General features: G+C 30.8%; 20 protein-coding genes. 5 read left to right on the top strand and 15 right to left on the bottom strand.

Annotation, left to right across the window (positions count from 1 at the left end):
• The first annotated feature begins 117 nt into the window (after positions 1–117).
• The 3 genes from GFV00_RS05500 (at position 118) to GFV00_RS05490 (ending at position 2961) form a co-directional block, all read left to right on the top strand.
• Positions 118–771, top strand: a complete 654-nt coding sequence (locus GFV00_RS05500) for a uroporphyrinogen-III synthase (RefSeq protein WP_160541683.1) — start codon at positions 118–120, stop codon at positions 769–771.
• Positions 764–1789 (top strand): uroporphyrinogen decarboxylase, encoded by a 1026-nt coding sequence (hemE, locus tag GFV00_RS05495; RefSeq protein ID WP_160556916.1) that lies wholly within the window; start codon positions 764–766, stop codon positions 1787–1789. The genes GFV00_RS05500 and hemE overlap by 8 nt, the downstream gene beginning before the upstream one ends.
• A 305-nt stretch (positions 1790–2094) precedes the next feature.
• Entirely contained in the window at positions 2095–2961 is an 867-nt protein-coding gene (locus tag GFV00_RS05490; RefSeq protein WP_160556917.1) for a hypothetical protein, read from the top strand.
• 181 nt (positions 2962–3142) lie between these two features.
• Here GFV00_RS05490 and GFV00_RS05485 read toward each other — a convergent pair whose 3' ends face one another.
• The 9 genes from GFV00_RS05485 to GFV00_RS05445 all read right to left on the bottom strand — a co-directional run bounded on the left by GFV00_RS05485 (position 3143) and on the right by GFV00_RS05445 (position 15100).
• Positions 3143–3922 (bottom strand): type III pantothenate kinase, encoded by a 780-nt coding sequence (locus GFV00_RS05485; protein WP_105296798.1) that lies wholly within the window; start codon positions 3920–3922, stop codon positions 3143–3145.
• A gap of 9 nt (positions 3923–3931) precedes the next feature.
• Positions 3932–5776, bottom strand: a complete 1845-nt coding sequence (locus GFV00_RS05480; RefSeq protein ID WP_160556918.1) for a M1 family metallopeptidase — start codon at positions 5774–5776, stop codon at positions 3932–3934.
• Positions 5777–6176: 400 nt separating this feature from the next.
• Positions 6177–6512 carry a cupin domain-containing protein gene (locus GFV00_RS05475; protein ID WP_160556919.1) on the bottom strand — a complete coding sequence of 112 codons (336 nt, stop codon included), beginning with the start codon at positions 6510–6512 and terminating at the stop codon, positions 6177–6179.
• A gap of 86 nt (positions 6513–6598) precedes the next feature.
• The gene (locus GFV00_RS05470; protein ID WP_160556920.1) at positions 6599–7168 is read right to left on the bottom strand and encodes a Crp/Fnr family transcriptional regulator; all 570 of its coding nucleotides are present in this window, start codon (positions 7166–7168) and stop codon (positions 6599–6601) included.
• A 366-nt stretch (positions 7169–7534) separates the two neighbouring features.
• Positions 7535–9982, bottom strand: coding sequence for a TonB-dependent receptor domain-containing protein (locus GFV00_RS05465; RefSeq protein ID WP_160556921.1), 2448 nt, complete (start codon positions 9980–9982; stop codon positions 7535–7537).
• Positions 9983–10065: 83 nt separating this feature from the next.
• Positions 10066–10743: a LysE family translocator gene (locus tag GFV00_RS05460; RefSeq protein ID WP_105296795.1), complete on the bottom strand. Its 678-nt coding sequence runs from the start codon at positions 10741–10743 to the stop codon at positions 10066–10068.
• A gap of 225 nt (positions 10744–10968) precedes the next feature.
• Complete coding sequence (locus GFV00_RS05455; RefSeq protein WP_160556922.1) at positions 10969–13377, bottom strand: penicillin-binding protein 1A; 2409 nt, start codon at positions 13375–13377, stop codon at positions 10969–10971.
• Between the two features lie 21 nt (positions 13378–13398).
• Positions 13399–13851 carry a gliding motility lipoprotein GldH gene (locus GFV00_RS05450; protein WP_160556923.1) on the bottom strand — a complete coding sequence of 151 codons (453 nt, stop codon included), beginning with the start codon at positions 13849–13851 and terminating at the stop codon, positions 13399–13401.
• A gap of 19 nt (positions 13852–13870) precedes the next feature.
• Positions 13871–15100 carry a regulatory iron-sulfur-containing complex subunit RicT gene (locus tag GFV00_RS05445; RefSeq protein WP_160556924.1) on the bottom strand — a complete coding sequence of 410 codons (1230 nt, stop codon included), beginning with the start codon at positions 15098–15100 and terminating at the stop codon, positions 13871–13873.
• Positions 15101–15268: 168 nt separating this feature from the next.
• Between GFV00_RS05445 and GFV00_RS05440 the strand changes: the two genes are divergently transcribed.
• Both GFV00_RS05440 and GFV00_RS05435 read left to right on the top strand, forming a co-directional pair.
• A complete protein-coding gene (locus GFV00_RS05440) occupies positions 15269–15883 on the top strand; it encodes a SprT-like domain-containing protein (RefSeq protein ID WP_160556925.1) in 615 nt (204 codons plus the stop codon).
• Positions 15880–16977 (top strand): mannose-1-phosphate guanylyltransferase, encoded by a 1098-nt coding sequence (locus GFV00_RS05435; protein ID WP_160556926.1) that lies wholly within the window; start codon positions 15880–15882, stop codon positions 16975–16977. Before GFV00_RS05440 ends, GFV00_RS05435 begins: the two co-directional genes overlap by 4 nt.
• A gap of 14 nt (positions 16978–16991) precedes the next feature.
• On the opposite strand, the gene GFV00_RS05430 is transcribed toward GFV00_RS05435, so the two are convergent.
• The 6 genes from GFV00_RS05430 to GFV00_RS05405 form a co-directional block, all read right to left on the bottom strand.
• Positions 16992–17768, bottom strand: a complete 777-nt coding sequence (locus tag GFV00_RS05430; RefSeq protein ID WP_105296789.1) for an ABC transporter ATP-binding protein — start codon at positions 17766–17768, stop codon at positions 16992–16994.
• A gap of 3 nt (positions 17769–17771) precedes the next feature.
• On the bottom strand, positions 17772–18518 hold the full coding sequence (locus GFV00_RS05425) for an ABC transporter permease (protein WP_185149986.1): 747 nt from the start codon (positions 18516–18518) through the stop codon (positions 17772–17774).
• A gap of 65 nt (positions 18519–18583) precedes the next feature.
• The gene (locus tag GFV00_RS05420) at positions 18584–19315 is read right to left on the bottom strand and encodes a sulfite exporter TauE/SafE family protein (protein WP_105296788.1); all 732 of its coding nucleotides are present in this window, start codon (positions 19313–19315) and stop codon (positions 18584–18586) included.
• Positions 19306–19767 carry a FixH family protein gene (locus GFV00_RS05415; protein ID WP_160556928.1) on the bottom strand — a complete coding sequence of 154 codons (462 nt, stop codon included), beginning with the start codon at positions 19765–19767 and terminating at the stop codon, positions 19306–19308. The genes GFV00_RS05420 and GFV00_RS05415 overlap by 10 nt, the downstream gene beginning before the upstream one ends.
• Before the next feature lie 2 nt (positions 19768–19769).
• Complete coding sequence (ccoG, locus tag GFV00_RS05410) at positions 19770–21230, bottom strand: cytochrome c oxidase accessory protein CcoG (protein ID WP_160556929.1); 1461 nt, start codon at positions 21228–21230, stop codon at positions 19770–19772.
• A 157-nt stretch (positions 21231–21387) separates the two neighbouring features.
• Positions 21388–22392 (bottom strand): cbb3-type cytochrome c oxidase N-terminal domain-containing protein, encoded by a 1005-nt coding sequence (locus tag GFV00_RS05405; RefSeq protein WP_160556930.1) that lies wholly within the window; start codon positions 22390–22392, stop codon positions 21388–21390.
• Positions 22393–22512: the final 120 nt, after the last annotated feature.

Here is a 22512-nt window from a genome sequence, read left to right as displayed (position 1 = left end):
GTAATAAGGATAAAAAAATAATAAAATGTATGAATTTTGTTACAAAACGATGATATTTTTAGTTGTTGATTTTTTAAGTGCATTTAATAACAGTATATTTGTATAAATCAATTTAATATGAAAAGAATATTATTTACTTCTTCTTTCTCAATTCCGGATGATTATGAGCAGGAATATGAAATTGATTATATTCCTTTTATATATGTAGAAATCTATCCTTATTATGAATTTATTAAGCAAATTCCTTTAGATGTTGATTCGTTTATTGTAACCAGTAAAAATTCTGCAAAAGCGATCAAGGATATAGAACTGGAAGGTAAATTTTTTGTAGTAGGAAAAAGTACCGCAAAAGAATTATACGGACAGAACAGAGATATTGCATTTATAACCAATTATGCTGAAGATTTGTTGGAAAGAATGCTGGAAACAGATATAAAAAAATATGTTTTTTTTAAAGGAAATTTGTCGCTCACCATATTACCGGACGCTTTACGTAAAAATGGAGTGGAAGTTGTTGGAATAGAATGTTATAAAACCCTTTTAACTCCTCATAAAATAGATAAGCAATATGATGCTATTGTTTTTACAAGTCCTTCTGCAGTAAGATCCTTTAGTTCCATGAATGAGATTCCGCAGGAAACTATTATATTTACAAGCGGTAAAACCACCGCTGAAACGGTTAGTACACTGGGAGAATACAAAATATATTATCCGGAAGATACAACAAAGGAATCCTTACTTGAACTAATAAAAAAGAAAATAAATGATTAAAAATACTTTATTTCTGGATGCTTTAAAAGGTAAACATGTCGAACGTCCGCCGGTGTGGATGATGCGTCAAGCTGGTAGATTTTTACCTGAATTTAGAGCTTTACGAGATAAGTATGATTTTTTTACCCGTTGTCAAACTCCTGAATTGGCAGCAGAAATAACTCTAATGCCTGTAAAAAGGTTTCCTATAGATGCGGCTATTTTATTTTCAGACATTTTAGTAGTTCCTCAAGCCATGGGATTGAATTTTGAAATGAAGGAATCCGTAGGCCCCTATTTGGAAAATCCTATCACTTCTGAATCTGATATTGATAGATTGCAAAATCCTCCGATTGAAGAAAGTTTAGGATATGTATTGGAAGCTATAACCCTTACTAAAAAACTTCTAGATAATCAAATTCCCTTAATCGGTTTTTCAGGAAGCCCATGGACGATTTTATGCTATGCAGTCGAAGGAAAAGGTTCTAAAACATTTGATAAAGCTAAATCGTTTTGCTTTAAAAATCCAAAACGGGCTCATGTATTATTGCAAAAAATTACAGATTATACCATCCGGTATTTATTAAAAAAAGTTGAATATGGTGTAGATGCCGTACAAATTTTTGATAGTTGGGGAGGCTTGCTATCTCCTAAAGATTATGATGAATTTTCATGGTACTATATAAATCAGATTATTGAATCTTTAGCGCCCAAAGTTCCGGTTATAGTATTTGGAAAAGGCTGTTGGTATGCATTACAAACCATGTCCCGATCTAAGGCTTCTGCTTTAGGAGTAGATTGGACTATTACGCCTCAAAAAGCCAGAGAATTTACGGGCGGCGTAATTACATTACAAGGAAATTTTGATCCGGCTAAATTGCTGTCTTCTCCTGAAAAAATATATTCTGAAGCACAACAAATGATCCGTGATTTTGGTGTTCAACGATATATAGCCAATTTAGGTCATGGAATTTTACCAAATGTCCCTTTAGAAAATGCTGAGGCTTTTATTAAGGCTATTGTGGAATTTAAAGAATAGCAATAAATCGTTGAAATCTGTATATTACTTAAATAATAATTAGTTTTTACATAACTTCATAGTTATATCTTTTAGAAAAAATATACCATCATCGAATAAAGATCAGCGGGATTGCATCTATCCTACAACGAAACGTTTTTTTACTTCAAATTGTATAGTTGGTAAATTGTAAATAATTCATACATAGCATTATATGGGCATGATATTTGTAAATTATTTAAATGCCTCTACATCTAAATTATCTGTCTGAGTAGATTTAAAGTTCTCAATTTTTACCCAAAATAACATTTTTTAAATTTAATTTTATGAAGAAAATTTTATCAATTTTCGCTTTCGTTGTGCATGCAATTATTCTTTTTGGACAAGTAGGTATAGGTACAGAAACTCCGGACAGCTCTTCCATTTTAGACATAAAATCTTCTAATAAAGGTTTTTTACCTCCTCGAGTAAATATTACTTCTATAAAAGATACCGTTACAATTAAAAAACCTGCAAACGGTTTAATTATTTATGATCCGGATGGATTTACAGAAACAATTAATAATCAAGTTTATACTAGAGAAGCCGGAGTTTATATGTTTAATGGACATGAATGGCAACGCCTTTATTCCAGTAATAACAACAATAGTATTTCGCCTTCAGATGGTAAAAATTTAGTAGGTGTAAAAATAAGCATTAATCAATCGGGGTATGTTCCACTTTCAGGTACTCAATCGTACGGATTATTACTTCAAAATAATTCAGTCGCAGTAAATCCTCAATTTGTAAATGGTACTTGGCCCTCACCATCAAGTTCGCCGATAGATATTCTCAGTCCTAAAAATGGTGATTCAGGAACACTACTTTTTGAAAACAAACTGGCTGATCAAGCCAATTTTTTCCGTATTAATTTTGAATATCAAATTTTAAACAGACAACCGATTACTAATGGTATATTTTATGTCTCAATTGTATCCAATGCTACCGGAGAAACGGTTTATTCAGATGCAATTATTGTTCCCGCAGGAACTAATGTCGGCAGCAGTGTAAAATTTCAAATAGCTTTTCCTACACTTTCCGATTCAAATTCAATTAGTCAAGGATATAAGATTATGTTTCGAGCCGATACAGCTTTACCTATATTACCAAATAATCTTGGAGTTAAAATTATTGATATTTTAAGAATTAATTAATAATAATAGTAACTGTAAAAAAGGGGATAACTTCTAATTTTATTTATGTAAATATTTTTATAAAATGATACTACAACTATTTTATGTATTGTGTGTATTTTTAGATTTATGATATATCACAAAGTTTAAAATAGAAAAAGGTATGCATTATTATCTATAATTATACATACAAAATGGGTAACTAAAATTTAGAATTTTCATTTTCTAAGGTTTGTTTTAAGTATAGTTCCCGTAAGCCTTTTATGGTATGGAAACGATCATAAATATGAATTTTAGTTGTTAAGGGAGCAAATAGATGGCCGAGTCCTCCGGTAGCTATTACAAAAGTGTCTTCCCCTAATTCTTTATTAATCCGATCAATTAAACCTTCAACCATACTTAAAAAACCAAACACCATACCACTTTGCATAGATTCTTCCGTGGTTTTACCAAGTACGCTTTTAGGAGTGCGCATTTCAATATCTGAAAGTTGTGCAGTTGCTCCAATTAGAGAATTTAAAGAAGTGATGACACCGGCAGCAATAATTACCCCTTTTATATCTCCGGTTTTATCGACACAAGTTAAAGTTAATGCAGTCCCGAAATCTACGATAATTTTTGTCCCCTTATATTTTTTATATGCATAATATGCATTGGCATAAAGATCGGTACCCATTTGCGGGGTGCTAGACGTTAACTCTGTAGGGGTATTTCTGGTTACTTGAACCGTTTTTATATTATGAAGACGGGTTAGCGATTTTCTTACAGGATATGTTAAATGGGGTACAACGGAGCCTACTGCTATTTCGGTAATATCATTGGGATTAATCCCATAGTTTTGATAAGTCATTTTAAATTGAGAAAATAGCTCATCTTCACTCTTATAAGGTTTAGTATTCATTACCCATGAATTAATACACTCTTCTTCTTGAAATATTCCAAAACGTATATTGCTATTTCCAATGTTTACTACTAAAAGCATATGTATATTTTATTTAGGATAAATATTGTTTTCTCTATTGATGTCTGCCATTCGATTGGTCGTGTCAATTTCAATAGATTTAATTTTTTCAGGTGGTACATCCAGACTAAATTCATATTCCTTTTGTGTCCATTTCCAATAAGGTAGATTTTTCTGATTAACATCAGATTCTTGTTTCTTATAATTATGCATCATATTTAAAGGAATATTATATATTTGTTTTGAACCATCTGAATATGTTACATTAACATCTATCGGCATCGGAAAATAACCCAGATTTTCAAGTGTTACCTTAGTGGTTTTTCCTTCTTTTTCTACGCTTTTAATAGCATAATCAATAGTTCGAGTGGTATAAGTCATATAGTTCCAATACCATTTTAAATCCATGCCTGATATTTTTTGAGCAATATGTATAAAATCCCTGTCGGTAGGATGTTTAAATTTCCATGTTTCAAAGTAATTTTTCATTATTTTGAAAAAAGTTTGTCTACCAACAATATATTCTAATTGCACTAAAAACAACTCGCCTTTAATATAGGCAGCAACACTATAGCCATTATTAGTTAAAAAATGATCAGAAAAAATACCCATTACTTCTTCCTGTCTAGTTTTTATAAATTCTGTGTAAAATTCAACACTGTTATAATGAGGGGTTGGATAATTTTTTACATAGTCAGGAAATATTTTAGCCATCATTAAATGTTCTGCATACGAAGTAAATCCTTCATCCATCCAAGCTCTCATACTTTCATTGGAAGCAAGTATATGCTGAAACCAAGAATGAGAGGCTTCATGAAACATCAAATCGGCAAGTCCTTCCAAAGATTTTGCATTTCCCATGATCATAGTACACATCCCATATTCCATGCCACCGTCTCCTCCTTGAATAAAAGAATAGGTTGGATAGGGATAGGCTCCAAAGTTTTCTTTCATAAGAGAAAAGTATTTCTTGATATAAGGTTTAGATTCTTCCCAATAATTGGTTTGCTCAGACTTCTGATAAATCAAATAAACCAAAGGTCCGTTTTTTATGGAGATTGAATCAACTGTATAATCAGGATCGGCAGCCCAGGCAAAATCATGAATATTTTCTGCTTTAAAATGCCAGAATGTTTTATTTTTTTTAACAACCGGTTGAGCATCTGCAAGATATCCTTTAACGTCTTTGGGGTTTTGGAGAACTCCACCGGCTCCAATAATATAATTTTTATCAATTGCTATCGTTACATCATAATTTCCAAAAACTCCTTGAAATTCTCTTGCGATATAATCAAAGGTATGCCATCCTTCATAATCGTATTCTACTACTTTCGGGTACCATTGGGTCATGGTTAAATCAATGCCTTCGGAATTATTTCTTCCGGCTCTTCGAATAACCGGAGGAGTCTGTGAGGTCCATTCCATTTCAAAATGAGTGGTGGTATGGGGTAATATAGGTTTTGCCAATTGAACTTTTAAAATAGTTTCTTCAACAGTAAACGTAACCGGTATACCTTCTTGTTTTAAGGATTTAATTTTTTGATACCCTATTTCATTAGATTTCAACGATGAGATTCGTGATTTCCCTTCACCGGTAATCATTCGTTTGTCAGCAGTCTTATTTAGTTCCTGTAATTTCTGATCCATCATTGAATTTGGTTGAAATGCATTCCAATATAAGTGGAAATAGAAAACAGAAAGTGTGTCTTGGGAATTGTTTGTATAAGTAATTTGTTGATGACCCTTATATTGGTAATTTTTAACATCAACATCAATATTCATTTTATAATCTGCCTGTTGTTGATAGTATTTATTTATTTGTGAATTAGATAGTAATCCTAAGGTTAGGAAACAAATAAAAAATATTTTTTTCATTAAAATTGATTTAACGCAAGTTAAAGATTAATTTTATTAAATAAGCAATAAATTACATTTCAATAATTTTTTAACTTTTGCAGGAATATCCTATCATTTGTGCGTATATTTAAGTTAATGAAATGTTTTATAGTAAGAAAATTATATCCTTAAAAGGAATGTTACTAGTAACGATAAAATAACAAGATATAGTATAAATATTTAAAAATCCCCAAATCATATAATTTGAGGAAAATATAAAGTATTGTTTTAATGCAACTAATTAGAGAATAATAATTTTTCCAAATGTTGAATTTTAAAACTTAATAATTATCATGATAGGAAAGAAGTGATTTTTATGTGTTTTTTTTCTTGTATTTATGATAATTTATACATGTTTATTAAACATTGTCTACTATTTTTATAATATAGTTATTAGATCTTCATTATCTTCCAGTAAATAATATGCTAAAAAAATAAGATTTTCTGAATCAGAAGCATTGTCAAAATGTTTAATAGGTTGATTTTTAGGTTCGTAAAACACATTTCCGGATTTAATGATTTCCGGTTCATGTCCTTCAATTTGGAATAACAAGGTTCCGGATAATACATGTCCGATAACCGGACAGGGATGAAGGTGATAATCTGCTTTTCCTTTTGGAGGGATGATGACTTCCTTCATTTCAATTCTTGAAACGGTTTGGTTCTTTAATACAACAGTCTTTAGATCTTTTCTTGTAACATTACTTTTTAACATGATTATATATTTAAATAAAAAGCACTAAGTAATTATGTGCTTATTAAATTAATTTGATCCAAAGGTAGTTGTATATAATTATTTTTTCATTGACTTATGTTAAGAGATTTTAAACGGCTTAATGATTCGGGTTCAATTCCTATATAAGAAGCAATATGATATTGTGGTACCAATTGTTCCACATTTGGATATGTTTGTAGCAATAATTTATATCTTTCATAAGCAGTATTCATTAAAAGAGAAATATCTTTTTGGCATTTTTTAACGAATAAAATATCTGATATGTATTTTGCAACTTTAAACCATGCTTTTGATTCATTGAGAAGCAAATCATAATTAGTTTGAGAAAGACATAAAATAGTTGAATTTTCCAATGCTTGTATACTGCCAATGCTTGGTTGTCTTGTTAAGAAACTTCTGTATGAAGTTACTATTGATTCTGGGAAATAGAAGTCAATATTAAATTCTTTTCCATCTTTATCTAAATAAGATCTTAGAACTCCGGTTTTCACAAAACCAATAAAAGAACAAATTTCTCCTTCTTCTATTAGAAAATCTTTTTTAAACAATGTTTTTACTTCCAGCAATTCCGATAATCTGGTATAATATTGAGTTGCTAATTCTAATTTAGCACAAATTAAATCCTTTAAAAACATATGTTGTATTTTTATGTAAATATACCTAAGTAATAAGTAAATTTAGAGCAAAAGGAGTTTATTAAGTAACTTTCGAATATCAATCATTCCATTGTACAGATTTGATATTAGAATATACTGTTTAAGTGATATTGCACCTTTACATCGTTTTTATAATGAATTTATAAGTAGGAAACAGATTTATATTACATAAATATCGGCGATTCCTTCGAGTAATTAAAAGTTCAGAACTTTTTAGTTTATAAATAACCATTACTGAAAACGCATATAATGCATTACAAAAGTTAAAGGGCTACTAATAGTTTTTATGAAGTTATGAAATCACCCCATGCGATTTTTGTGATGTAAATACTTAAAAAATAAGGATTACATATTTATATCGTCAAAATCGGAATTAGTATCAGTATTATTTTGTTGGCGATTCTTTTTATTATTACTCCTTTTATCATTACTATTATTGAATCTAAAAGTAAAAGATAGGGTAAATTGTCTTGGACGCCATTGCATTTCCGAGTATCTGTAAAAATCGTCTCCGTATGTTTTAAATTTCCTTTTTTTAGAATCAAAAACATCCTGAATATTGAAAAGGAATGTCCCTTGACCTTTTAATATATCTTTGCTGATTCCTAAATCCATTCCGTACATTTCTTTACTTTTATTTTGTCCATTTTTAAAAGGTGCCATATAATTTCCTTGTAATTGAAAATTAAAATTTTCCGGGAGTTTTACTGTCATACTCATACGAGTTCTCCATGTAAACCCTTTTTTATCTAAATTCTCGGTAACTAAGGTGGTACTTCCGGTTATAGTATTAATTTTTTCATACGAATAATTCCCATAGCTTTCGTATTGAAATAAATTTACATCTCCAAAAATTTTCCACCATTTATAAGGATTTACAGAATAAGACAATTCTCCACCGTATCTATTTTCATGTCCTAAATTGGTAGGCATGGTATTTAAATTTCCTAAAGGGTCTGATGTAGTTATGAATTGTAAAGGATCTTGAGTTCTTTGATAATATAAAGAAGGAGTAATTCCCCAATTACTTTGTTGAAGGTTGTATCCCAATTCAAAAGAATTGATGTAAGACGGGTCTAAGTCCGGATTTCCTTGACGAGTATTCCTGTCATCAGAAATGTTTTTATAGGGGATAAGCATTCTGCTGTCCGGACGAAATATCCTTCGGCTGTAACTGATTTGCAATTGGCTTTTTTCCGTTAGATCATAATTTAGGTGCAGAGTAGGGAATAAGTCCGTATAATTTTTAGTAATGGTTGAATTAGCTTGACGAGAAACAACCTTGATAATTGACGTTTCTTCTCTTAATCCTGCTAAAAATGAAAATCCCCCCCATTTATTTCCATATTGTAAATAAGAAGATAAAATGTTTTCTTGATAAACCGTATTGTCTGTTTGATCAGGATTCACTACCCACGAATTATTTATAAATTCATTTAAAGAAAAATCTGATTTAATTTTAGAATAATCAGCTCTCATTCCGGCTTCTAATTGAGAACCTTCTTTAAAAGGCAATACATAATCAGATTTCAACATTATTTTGGTTTGCGTATTATCATTGGTATTTAAACCGGGAATTCGGTCAAAAATTTTAGAATCGGAATCTTTTAGATTATAAGAATAGTATCCGTCAACGGTTAGTATATTTCCTTTTTTAAAAAAATTATGCGTAAAATTTAGGTTTCCGTCGATTCCGTAATTATTTCTGTTTTCTCGTTCTTTTCTTTCTGTAAGGCTTTGTATAAGTGAGGGATATAATGTAGTATTATAATGGGTGGTACTTAAATAATTGCTGGTATTATAATTATATCCTATAGATGTAGATAATGAGTTTTGTTCGTCAAAAGTAAAATTAAATCCCGTACTTGCATTTAGGGAAGTTCTTTCTCTATTCCTTTTAGAATCTTGTAGGGAATTTTCATCCATAAGGTGGTTCATATCATAACCAATGTAATTTTTTTTCTCTTTACCTTTATTTTTACCATACCTAAAACCGATATTAGTAAACCAGTTCCATTTTTTTTTGCCATATCCTAAATTAATGGATGTACCGTACGATTGTGGAGATCCTCCGGACATTTGAATACTTCCGGTAACACCTTTTTTTCTATTTTTTTTGGTAATTATGTTTATAATACCGGCAGTTCCTGAAGATTCATAACGAGCAGAAGCATTGGTTACTACTTCGATTTTTTCAACCATATCAGCCGGTATGGATTTTAAAGCTTCGGCAGTATCATTAATTCCCAACATAGCAGAAGGCTTACCGTCAACTAAAATTTTAACATTGTCATTACCTCGTAAACTAACCGTTCCATCTACATCTACAGTCACCGATGGAACATTTTGCATAACATCTGAAAGAGTTCCTGACTTGGCAGTTAAATCTTGAGATACGTCATATATTTTTTTATCCAACTCAATTTTATATAAGGGCTTTTTTCCTTCTACAACAATTCCCTCCAATTCTTTAGCCGTTTGTTCAATCTTTATATTTCCTAAGGAAGTTGATTGAAGAAGCGATTTTTGATCGACATATGAATCAAATCCCGCCTGATCTATCACCAATTCATATTCTCCCGGTGTTACTTTAACAGAAAATTTACCTTTTTCGTCAGCCAATCCTCCAAATACTTTAGAAGTATCTTCTAAATTGGTTAAAGTAATGCTGCTGTAGGGTACGGGACGGTTATTATCTGTAATTATGGTTCCTGTTATAACAATGTTTTGTGAAAATATAAAGGTATATAGTACTAAACAAAATGTTGATAGTATGGATTTACTTGAAGTCATTTATTAATTTTATTTTCAGTATAGACAAAGCTAAAACTGAAAGGTTACATCGTAAAGTAAATAAGAAGAGTTATTTTTTAGTGTTACTTTTTCTTTCGGAAGTTATTATTTTCGATTAATTCAAAAGGATTTTCTGTTTTAGTTTTTATAAAGCTTTTACCAAAGATAATAATGCCAAATACGATAAGGGCAATACCTACAATTTTTTTTATTTTGTAGGCAAGTTGATCGGTCAGCTGATGCTTAAACTTAGAAGCTAAAAATATTTTTAACATATCAACAGACACCATAGTAATTAATAAAATGGTTATGTATAAATAAAAATCGGAAGGTTTTGAATATTGTGCGGATATTAATACAACTGTTGTCAGCCAAAATACGATAACACCAATATTCACCAAATTAAGTAAAAAACCATTCATATAGGTTTTAAAATAATTGGTAGTCGCAATATTAGCATCTGTTTTAATATGCAAATTACCTTTTGAAAGAATATTGTATAATCCGTAAATAAAAATTACAAAACCGGCAATCATGTATACCGACGGATGTGTGTCTATAAACTTTAGTAAACCTTTACTACCTGTATGCGAAACATAAATACAAAGTATATCTGCAGAAATTACACCCGCTTCGAGAGCTATGGAAGGTTTTATACCTTTAGTAAGACTGGTTTCAATCAGAAGAAAAAATACGGGACCTATTAAAACAAGACTGAGAATTAGCCCAAGTAAAATTGCAGATGTGATTAGAGAAATCATTAAATTATTATAATAATTTGCAAGGTACGTAATTTTGTGTTAACATAATGTGACAGATATTAGTTAGATGAGATTATTTTATGGATTGTTTATCATGTTTATTTGAGTGTAATCCCTAATTTTTATCTCAAATACGAAAAAAATAAAAAAAATGCTCTTTATAATAATAAAGTTTATCAACTTATTTTTAATGTAAAATAAAGAGTGAATTAACTTTTTTATTATTTATTTATCAAAATTCACCGTATCTTTTTTTCTGTTATCTCGATTTATATTTTCCGTTTTATTATAACCATGGTTTTCGTTCGATGAATTATTATAATACCCTCCGTTCTCATCTGAAGAATAACTTCCGTCGTAAGCACCGTAAGAAGCCAAATCATCACAACTAAAATTGTCATTCATAGTTTCCGGTCTGGCAAATTTATCTTTTTGGGTTATTTCCAATTTAGGATCAGCATATATTTTTTGCATAAAATAGGCCCAAATAGGTAAAGCCATACTTGCTCCTTGACCAATGGAAGTTGACTCAAAATGCGCATATCTGTCTTCCCATCCAACCCATATGCCGGTAGCTAATTTAGGAGCAATTCCTATAAACCATCCGTCGGCATTTTTATTGGTAGTTCCTGTTTTACCTGCAATTTCAGCATCAATACCCATACTCCTGACTCTTCGACCTGTACCTTGGTCAATAACCCCTTTCATTAATTCAATCATAGTGTAAGCGTATATTTCATTCATAACTTCTCTTACCTGTGGTTGATATTCTTTAATTACTTTATTGTTGCTGTCTTCAATACGCCAAACCATTTCAGGTTTGGTATAATTCCCAAAATTTGCAAAAGTGCTATAGGCTCCAACCATTTCATAAATGGTTAAGTCTGCAGAACCTAAGGCAATAGTATTGTTTCTGGGAATAGGACTTTCAACTCCTAAATCTCTGGCCATTTTTATAACTGCATCATATCCGGTAGCATCAATTAACCTTGCTGTTACCGCATTTTTGGAATAGGCAAGTGCTGTTTTTAAAGGCATAGAAGCGCCATTTCCGGCAACAGTCCATTTACCTTTGGTATAAGTTGCATTTGAAACTTGTGTACAAGGGGTGTAATTTAGGTTTTTAATGGCTGTGGCATATACAAAAGGTTTGAATGTGGAACCTACCTGTCTACGTGCTTGTTTAACATGATCGTATTGAAAATGTTTCCAATTGATACCTCCGACCCATGCCTTTATATTTCCCGAATGAGGCTCCATTGCCATTAGTCCGGCTTGAATAATATGTTTATGATATCTTATAGAATCCCAGGGAGATAATAAAGTATCTTTATCGCCTTTCCAAGTGAAGATTTGTAAGTTGATTGGTTTTTTGAATTCCGTTAAAATTTCCTCATCAGATAATCCCTTATTTTTCAGGTTTTTATACCTTCCGGTTCTTTTCATGGCATCTGTCATGAGTTTATTGTATAAAAAATCAATTTTTGGATCTCCGGGATAAGTGTAAAAAGGAGCATATTTCCTTTGTTTTTGTTCTCTGAAAAAAGATTTTTGAAGATTTTTTAAATGCTTTTCAATCGCTTCTTCAGCATATTTTTGCATTCTAGAATCTAGAGTTACATATATTTTTAGTCCATCTTTATAAAGATTATATTTTTTTCCTGTTTGGTTTTCATAATCATTTAAAACAGCATTAACTTCTTTTTTTAATGCATGTTTAAAATAAGCGGAATATCCTTCGCCAATTTCTTTTACCGGTCTGTAGTTAAGCTCAATAGGAGTTTCTTTAATCGAATTGAATTCTGCTTCAGTAATGTAACCTTGGTCCTTCATCAAGCCCAAGACAACATTTCTTCTTTTTTTAGCATTTTCAGGATTAATTTTAGGATTGTTTACTACCGGATTTTCTAACATAGCAACCAATGTGGCACTTTGTGATAGATCCAAATCTTTAACATTTTTATTAAAATATACCTTGGATGCGGTTGCAATACCATTAGCATTAAATAAAAAATCGAATTTATTTAAGTAAAGAGTTAAGATTTCATCTTTAGTATATAATTTTTCGAGTTGAACCGCGATTATAATTTCCTTTATTTTTTGGAAAGCTCGTTGAAATTTATTTTGCGATACCCCTTTGTAAGAAAAGTTACCCTCGTCATCATCTTTTTGCGTAAAAAGAAGTTTAGCTAACTGTTGGGTTATAGTACTACCACCCCCTCTTTTTCCACCATAAAAAACAGCCCTGAATAAAGCTTTTTTATCAACCCCTGAATGGTAAGGAAAACGTTCATCTTCCTTAGACATTAAAGCATAAATAAGGTATGGAGGTAAATCTTGATATTCTACCGGGATTCTTTTTTCTTTTTCAAACTTTTGAATTACAACACCATCTGTAGATATAATTTCAGAAGCAACAAATATATCCGGATTTTCCAAATCTCTAACATTGGGCATTTCTCCAAAAAAGCCATAAATTGTTAATAAAAAAAGCAAAGCAAATGATAAAATTCCGGCAAAAAATAATCCCCAAAACCATATAAAAAATTTTCTTATAAATTTTTTAGTGGAATTAGATTTATTTATTTTATTTATAGTATTGGTCTTATTCTTATTTTTATTTGTTAATGCCATAATATATATTCTATGGTAAGTTTATTCAATAGTTACTCCAAAGTCTACAATGCCTTTTAAAGTGTCTTTCCTCATTCCTTGAACAACGGAAAGAGTATAGTCCCCGTTTTTAGTAAATGAGAAATCTTTTTTATATTGAAAATAAATTTCTTTAATGGATCCCATGCCCGAACCAAGCCACTTTCCTGTTTTATCAGCTAATATATAATTTAAGGTATCGGTACTAATAACTTTTTTTCCTTCTTTTAATTTAATAAATAAATAGAGATTACTAAACTGATAATCCTCATTATTCCTTACTATAAAGTTTATATTTTTTTTGTCGGAAGCATTTTTAACGGTAAAATTAAAATTTAAAGTATCTTTTTTACTCCAAGAATTATTGATGCTTTTCATTTGTGAGTATTCATACTTATGATTACAATTTATGAAAAGAAGCGTTGAGCAAAGAGATATAAAAAGAAATTTTTTCATTTAAAATTGTTCTAAAAAATTATTTAGGTTTTTTAGGAATTCTTTTTTTGGGTTGATTAGAATTTGATTGAACGTTAGTATTAGCTTTAGCTTTTGGTTTAGGCTTTTCAGTTGTATTTTTTGAATTGGTTCGCTGTTGATTTTTATTTTTGGATTTCCGTTTAGTATTTGATTTCGATCTTTTTTCAAATCGATTCAAATTATTTTCTTCAATTAAATCAACTTTTAAATCTTCTTTTTCCTGAAGTTCATCTAATGGTTTAATAGTTACCCCTTTTTTATTAAGTTCAACTAATTTTTTAACTTCATAAATATTTACAGGATACCAAGAAATAGAATTATCAGTATAAGTAAACCACATTTGATTTCTAAATACATCCACTTTAATGCAATATGCTTTTCCCTTTTCAGTTTCTAATACAGTTTGGCTGGAAGGAAAATCAGCTAAGGCATCCACATAGGTATCTAACTCAAAATTAAGACAACATTTCAATTTACCACATTGTCCGGCTAATTTTTGCGGATTGATGGATAATTGTTGATATCTTGCCGCCGCAGTGTTAACAGATCTGAAATCTGTCAGCCAAGTAGAGCAACATAACTCTCGCCCACAGGATCCAATTCCTCCCACTTTGGCACTTTCCTGCCTGTAACCAATTTGCCGCATATCAATTTTTGAGCGAAAGGCCATAGCATATTCCTTTATCAACTGTCTAAAATCTACTCTGCCTTCTGCCGTATAATATAAGGTAACTTTTGACCCATCCCCTTGGAATTCTACATCACAAATTTTCATTTGAAGTCCCAAACTCCTGGCAATTTGTCTCGCATCAAGCATAACCGAGTGCTCTTTGTTTTTATAGTTTTGCCAAATTTCAATATCTTTTTGAGATGCTTTCCTATAAACTTTAAACAGTTCATCAATTTTAGCCTTTTTTTTCCTCATTTGGATTTTGACTAACTCTCCGGTTAAAGATACAATCCCTACATCATGTCCTGAATTAGCTTCCACAGCAACTATGTCACCAATTGATAGAGGTAAATGAGAATCATTTAGGTAAAAATCTTTTCTATCGTCTTTAAATCGTACTTCAATATATTGGGGTTGATTTTTTTGAGTAGGGGGGTGTATGTCGGATAACCAATTGAATACAGAAAGTTTACTGTTGCAATTTCCAGTTCCACAAGCTCCATTATTTTTACATCCTTTAGGTAGTTCTCCCGAACTACAAGAACTGCATGTTTCCATATTTTGATATTAATCTAATTCACAAAGATAGATATTTTTAAAGTTATAAGTCTTAAAAATATTTTTTACAATTACCTTTCTTGAGAAAGGTATCTAGTCGTTATATTCCATTATTTAATATAAAAGGCTTACTTTTGAAGAAAATTTACAGAAATATTTAAAAATATAGTGGAAACATCTAAAAAAGTAGATTATTCAAAATTAAATCCTCATATCCCTAAGGAAGCAATAGCTTATATTGAAAAATGGTTGGAACCATATTGGTTTCATTTGGTTATAAAAAAACCACGATCAACTAAATTAGGAGATTATAGAGTTCCACAAGAAGGTAATCCTCATATAATAACAGTAAATTCGGGTATGTTGAAATCGTTATGTTTTTTAACTTTAACCCATGAAATAGCGCATTTAAGAGCTTTTGATTTGTATTCCAGAAGAATTCAACCTCATGGTAAAGAGTGGAAAAAAACATTTTCTGAAATGATTTCTGAAAGTATTGATGTATATGAAGAAGAATTAAAAGTGATATTGAAAGTTTTTATGCTGAATCCCAAAGCAAGTTTTTATGCAGATAAAAAATTATCTGAATATTTTATAAGAAAGCAAGATCCGAATGCGTTGTTATTGAAAGATTTACATGTAAATGCTTTATTTAAAATTAATAATAAATTTTTTTATAAATTAAAGAAATCAAAAACTCGCTATATTTGCATTGAAAAAAATACAGGTAAAAGATATTTGATTGCGGAGAATGCTCCGGTTACTGAAATAAATGTTTTATGACAAAGAATAAGAATTATTATTGTGTAATTATGGCCGGGGGTATAGGTAGTCGTTTTTGGCCAATAAGTACCACAAAATTCCCAAAGCAGTTTCATGATATTTTAGGTACAGGGAAAACGTTAATTCAGCAAACATTTGAAAGATTAAGTAAGATTATCTCAAAAGAAAATATTTTTGTTATCACCAACCAAGAATACGTTGATCTTACATTGAGTCAATTACCCGATATTTCAAAAAACCAAATTATTGGCGAACCCAAAATGATGAATACAGCTGCCTGTAACATTTATATGGCAGAAAAAATCCATAAATTAAATCCGGATGCAAGTATTATCGTTGCTCCTTCAGATCACTTAATTATCAATGAAAATCAATTTGTTATTAATGTATTAAACGCTTTAAAACACGCTAGTCAAGATAATATATTGGTAACTTTAGGAATTGCTCCTACAAGACCAGACACCGGATACGGATATATTGAGTACGTTAAAGAAGCCAAAGAGGGACTTTACCAAGTGAAATCCTTTAAAGAAAAACCGAATCTTGAAACGGCTAAAGAGTTCTTAAAAAGTAAGAATTTTTTATGGAATTCAGGCATTTTTATCTGGTCAAGCCGAAGTATTCTAAGTTCTTATCAAAAATATCTTCCGGATATGTATCGATCTTTTGAATCTATAATCCCAGAATATAATACAGATAAAGAACCGGAGGCTGTAGAAAAAATTTATTCTAAAATTGAAAAAATTTCAATTGATTATGGCATTTTAGAGAAATCTGATAATGTTTGGGTAATTCCTTCTACTTTCGGATGGAGTGATTTAGGTACATGGAGTGCATTATATGAGAACTTTAATAAAAACGAAGAAGGGAATGCAGTACACGGCAACAATATTTATACATACGATACCAGTAATACCATCATAAAAACAGACCTATCGAATAAAATATATATTATTGATGGACTAACAGATTTTATAATAGTGGATACTTCAGAAGCACTATTAGTATGTCCCCGAAATAATGACCAAAAAATTAAGGATTATTTAGAAAATATTAAAAAATTGGAAGAAAGTAAGAAATCTTCAAAAGAATAATATTTCTTAGTTTCTTACTTTTTATTATTTTGATGATATAGCATGGCTTCACGAGCCATTTTAAATATTTTTGAAGAGAATACGAAATCTAATAAAGCTTGATTATCAGAAGTTACGATAGAGTTTTTATCTCCTTCCCATTCTTTAACTCCGTTTTTTAGGTAAACTATATTTTCACCTATTTCAAGAACAGAATTCATATCGTGCGTATTTATAATAGTAGTTGTGTCGTATTCACGGGTTATTTCATGAATAAGTTTATCTATTATTTGAGAAGTCTGAGGGTCTAAACCTGAATTTGGCTCATCGCAAAATAAATATTTTGGATTATTAACAATAGCACGTGCAATAGCTACTCTTTTTTGCATTCCTCCGGAAATTTCAGATGGAAATTTCTTACGCGCATTTGTTAGATTTACTCGTTCTAATACTTGATCTACCCGTTCCCTCATATCTTTTTCAGATATATTTGCAAACATTTCAAGAGGAAATTTTACATTTTGTTCAACCGTCATGGAATCAAACAGGGCACTTCCTTGAAACACGGTTCCTATTTCGCTTCGTAAATTTTGCCTTTCAGATACAGATAATTTGGATGCATCTGTATTTTCGTATAGAATTTGTCCGGAAGTAGGTTCAAATAAGCCAAGAAGACATTTAAGAAAAACAGTTTTTCCGGAACCACTTTGTCCGATAATTAAATTTGTTTTTCCTTTTTTAAAAGTAGTAGTAATCCCTTTAAGGACTTCTACTCCATCAAATGATTTAGTAACGTTTATTGCTGAAATCATTGTTTAATCTAGTAAAAGTTGAGTTAACATTAAATTTGTGATGATGATAAGGACTGTTGTCCATACAACAGCTGAAGTACTATTACGCCCAACTTCCAATGAACCACCTTTTACGGTATAACCATAATAAGAAGGTACTGTTGCTATGATAAAGGCAAATACGATAGTTTTTATAAAACAATAGTAAATAAAGAAATCAGGTGAGGCCATTTGAAGTCCTTGAACATAATCTACCGGTGCCCAGCTTCCTGAAAAACTTCCCGCAAAATAACCTCCCATAATGCCCATCAAAAGGCTAATCATGATTAAGATTACATTAAAAAATAAAGAAGCAACCACTTTTGGAAGAATTAGATAGGATGGGCTGTTTACCCCCATGATTTCCAAAGCATCAATTTGCTCGGTTACTCTCATAGTACCGATGCTCGATGCAATAAAGGAACCCACTTTTCCGGCTAATACAACACTAATTATTGTAGGGCAAAATTCCAGTATAAGAACCACTTTGGTTGCATATCCCACATAATAATCAGGAATAGGGAAAGATGATGTCTTGAAATTATTATACATTTGAATGGCAACGACAGCACCCACAAAAAAAGAGGTGAAAGCAACCAAACCCACGGAATTAACTCCTAAATCATTTATTTCTCTAAGTAAATTTTTTCTGAAAATTTTTCTTTTTTGAGGTTTTTTAAAAACCCTTGCCATTAAGAAAGAATATGCTCCAATATTCGAAATCATCCCCATAATGGTGCGAAGTTACTATTTTTTTATTTTTAAAAAAAGAAAGATTATTTTTAAAGGAAACCGTTTTAATGGCAACAACTTTTCGCATGTGATCTTTGTTCCAATTTTAAAGCTTTATCTGAGGGAGATAATAGATGAATGCCCAAACCCAACCCTCTTAGTATGAATAAAATGCCTATTAAAACTATAAAGTAGGGAAATATTTTTAGAATCTTAAATCTAACTTTAGCTCCAATAAATTTACCGGTTAATGTTGTTATGAACATGAAAGGAAATGTCCCTAATCCAAAAACGGCCATAAATAGCATACCTTGAATAATTCCACCGGCAGCAATCGAAGAGGTTAAAGCCACATAAACTGCTCCACAAGGAAGAAATCCATTAAGTACTCCGGTAAGATATCGGGAAGTATTGTCTTTCCTTTGAAGAAATCTACCTAAAAATAGTTTAATTTTAATCATGAACTTATTTATCGGTCTGAAATTATCTCCTATTTCAGTGGTTTTTCCCGGCAATAATACCATAAGAATTAATAAAATACCGGCAAAGATAGATATGTATTTTTGATATCCGGCTATATTAAAGCTTTTACCCACAATTCCTAAAATGCCTCCTAATAAAGAATAAGTGGTTATTCTTCCCAATTGATATAAAATATTCTGTGTATAGAATTTAAATTTATTAGTTGCATCCAACCCGATGGAAAAAGCGATCGGACCGCACATGCCTATGCAATGAAATCCCCCCAATAATCCTAAACTAAGTGCTGTATATAAGTAAACAATATCTAATTCCATGTTAACGGTATTTCCATCTGATAGTTAGTTTTTTCTTTTTCCCAATATAATTTTAATGTATAATTTCCTTTTACTAAAACTTTAGCCGGTATTAAAATGGTATTAGTAGGAGATAAATCAAGTTCTTTCTTGTTAATATCTAAAGCTTGAGAATTGGCTCTGAAAAGTTTAAATTTTCCGGTGGTATTAGTATAATTAAATTCTTTTGGAAAGATTATTTTAATGCCGGATTCAGGTATTATTTCAATTTTAGGTTTTTCTTGTAATAAAGCAGCATGGTTAGTAGCATCAATCTCTTTTTGATAATTTATTTCTTCTTCATAATAATTATCTGTTACCAGGTCAAAAGTATTCTTTGAAAATTCTATGGTGAATATCAATGTACAAATAAATATAATAAAGCAGGCAAGTGCTAAAATAACCCCGTGCCCCCAAGTAAATTTAAATTTCATAATTAAAATCGGATTTTAGACGGACCAATAAAATTAGTTTTATACTCATCTACTTTTTTACCATTTTCGTCAAAGATACCAATAATTACTTCTTCTTTGGTTTTAATTAAATCAGACTGAGGAATTTTAATAGTGGCTGTACCTTTGAGAGTTTGTTTTGGTTGGATGATAAATTGTGTACCATATCCTACTAAAGTTATCCTAGCATGATTGGGTTTGATTATTTTTACGTTTAGTTTTTTCTTTTCTGTAGTTTTATTAGTAAAAATAAATTGATATTCATCAACAATAAATTGTTCTTCAATAGTAAACTGAGTACCTACAATCTTTAAAAATTTGGTTTCTACACTTGATCTAATGAACAATAATGATATACAAACCGATGTCAAAACCAATAAAGCAATAGTGTAGGCAATTAGTCTCGGAGTAAATTTGAAATCCGTTCTTTTTTCAATCATATTTTCCGAAGCGTACCTAATTAGACCTGTAGGCATTTTCATTCGGGTCATTACCATATCACAAGCATCAATACAAGCAGTACAGTTTACGCACTCTAATTGACTTCCGTTTCTTATATCAATACCCGTTGGACAAACTTCAACACATTGTTTACAATCTATACAATCTCCTTTTCCTAAAGCTTTTCTGTCTTCATTTTTCCTCCAACTTGCTCTCCCGGCAGTACCTTCTCCTCTCACGAAATCATAAGCAATATTTATCGTGTCTTTATCAATTAGTACCCCTTGAAGTCTTCCGTATGGACAAACAAAAGTACAGGCTTGTTCTCTGAACCAAGCGAATACAAAATAAAATAAAGTGGTAAATATGATATATACTATAAATACGGTGACATTTTTTGAAATACCTTCTTTAAAAATTTTTAGTATCTCATCGGTGCCTAAAACGTAGGAAAATAATACAGCACATATTAGTAAAGAAACAATTAAAAAGATGGACCATTTTAATATTCTCTTTTTAATTTTTTGGCCGTTCCATTCTTGTTTGTCGAGGCGAATTTGCATATTTCTGTCTCCATCGATAAGAAATTCAATTTTCCTGAAAACATGTTCCATAAATATAGTTTGTGGACATATCCAACCGCAAAAAATTCTCCCATATGTCACGGTAAATACAATGATGAAAACCGTAGTTGTCACTAAACCTATACCAAAAAGATAAAAATCGGATGGGGAAAAATAAGCTCCGAATATATAGAATTGCCTGTTTAATATATCAAATAGGAAAATAGGATTTCCATTGATTTTAACAAATGGGAATATAAACAAAATGATGAGAAGGAATGCACTGACTATATCTCTGTATTTTGTGAATTTGCCATGAGGCTTTCGGACATAAACCCATTTTCTTTCTCCTGATACGTCTGCAGTAGCAAGGTTCTCTCTGAATTCTTCCTTTTGTAGTTCAAGGTCAGGAATTTTTTTATCCTCCGTTTCCTGAGACATGGTGTTTTGTTTATTAGTTAATTATTAAGTTTGATATCTATAATTATACTTTATTTCTTTAAATTATACATTTATAAAAAAGAGTAAAATTATATTTAAAAACAAAAGTCTGTTAATCTTCAATTGAAACTAAACAGACTTTTATATAATTTTTATTTTACTTCTCTGAGTTTGATGAGTTTTGCGTAGTTGCAGCCGGGGGGGGTGTTTCAGTTGGTGTTGCAGCTGTACCGGATCCCCCTTTATATGCTTTGGACCAAGGGGCTAAATTACCCTGTGGTTCTTTGGCAGTTTTATCAACTGAACGGCCTTCAGAATCTTTAGGAGAATTTTTATTAAGTTGGTACAAGTAACTTGCCACTTTAACAATATCATTTCCTTTTATTTCTCCGGTCGCTCCGAACGCTCTCATGGTAGGATTATTTTTACTACCGTTCCATACTGTATAAAAAATATTTTTAAATTCAGAGTCTTCTTTTGCGTTATTGTATTCTTCTTGAATATTAATCCAATAATCATCCGTTTGGTTAGGTCCGGAAAGTCCTTTAGCTCCCTCGCCATGACAAGTTTTACAAATTTGTTCATAAATTACCTTTCCATCTGCTACTGCATCCGGATTAAATTGAGCAGTTTCTATAGTGGCTTGAGGAGCTATCTTTTCATATTCGGCAATTTCAGCCATCTGAGTTTTATATTCTTCTTCATATTCAACATCCGGATGCGCAAAACTTGTAAATGCATAGGAAAAAAGATATACAACACCGTAAGTAATAGTTACGGCAAATAAACCTATATACCATCTAGGCAATTGATTATCCAATTCTTTTATATTGTCATACCCATGATCTATTAATTTAATCTCACCGGTTTCTTCTGCTTTGCTTTGTTTGAATGCGTCTCTCCAAAGTCGAGTTAAATAAGGGGTTTTTAAAAGTTCTAAATAGTCCTTTTTTTCACTTTCAGAAAGTAACTTAAATTTTTCAGCATCTATTAAAGCATTTAAAGAATTGTTAATAAGTAATAACACAAATGAAATGGCAATAGTGGCTAAAAATATAGGATTTGTGATGAAATCAAAGTTTTGCAAGAACATGTAAAATGCACCGGTAATTAAAAATACCGATAAGATAGCATTTATGACAAAGGGTGTTCTAGGTTTCATATGATCATTTAGTATTTATATTATTAGTTCTTTTTTCATTATCTTCTAAGGGTAGATTGCTCATATAATTATAGTAATTTTTTGGTTTGTTCATTACCATAAAAGTTACTCCAAGAAAAA

Origin of the sequence: Apibacter sp. B3935 (assembly GCF_009827705.1) — a bacterium.
Classification (GTDB): Bacteria; Bacteroidota; Bacteroidia; order Flavobacteriales; family Weeksellaceae; genus Apibacter.
This window is presented reverse-complemented; position numbering and strand designations above follow the sequence as displayed.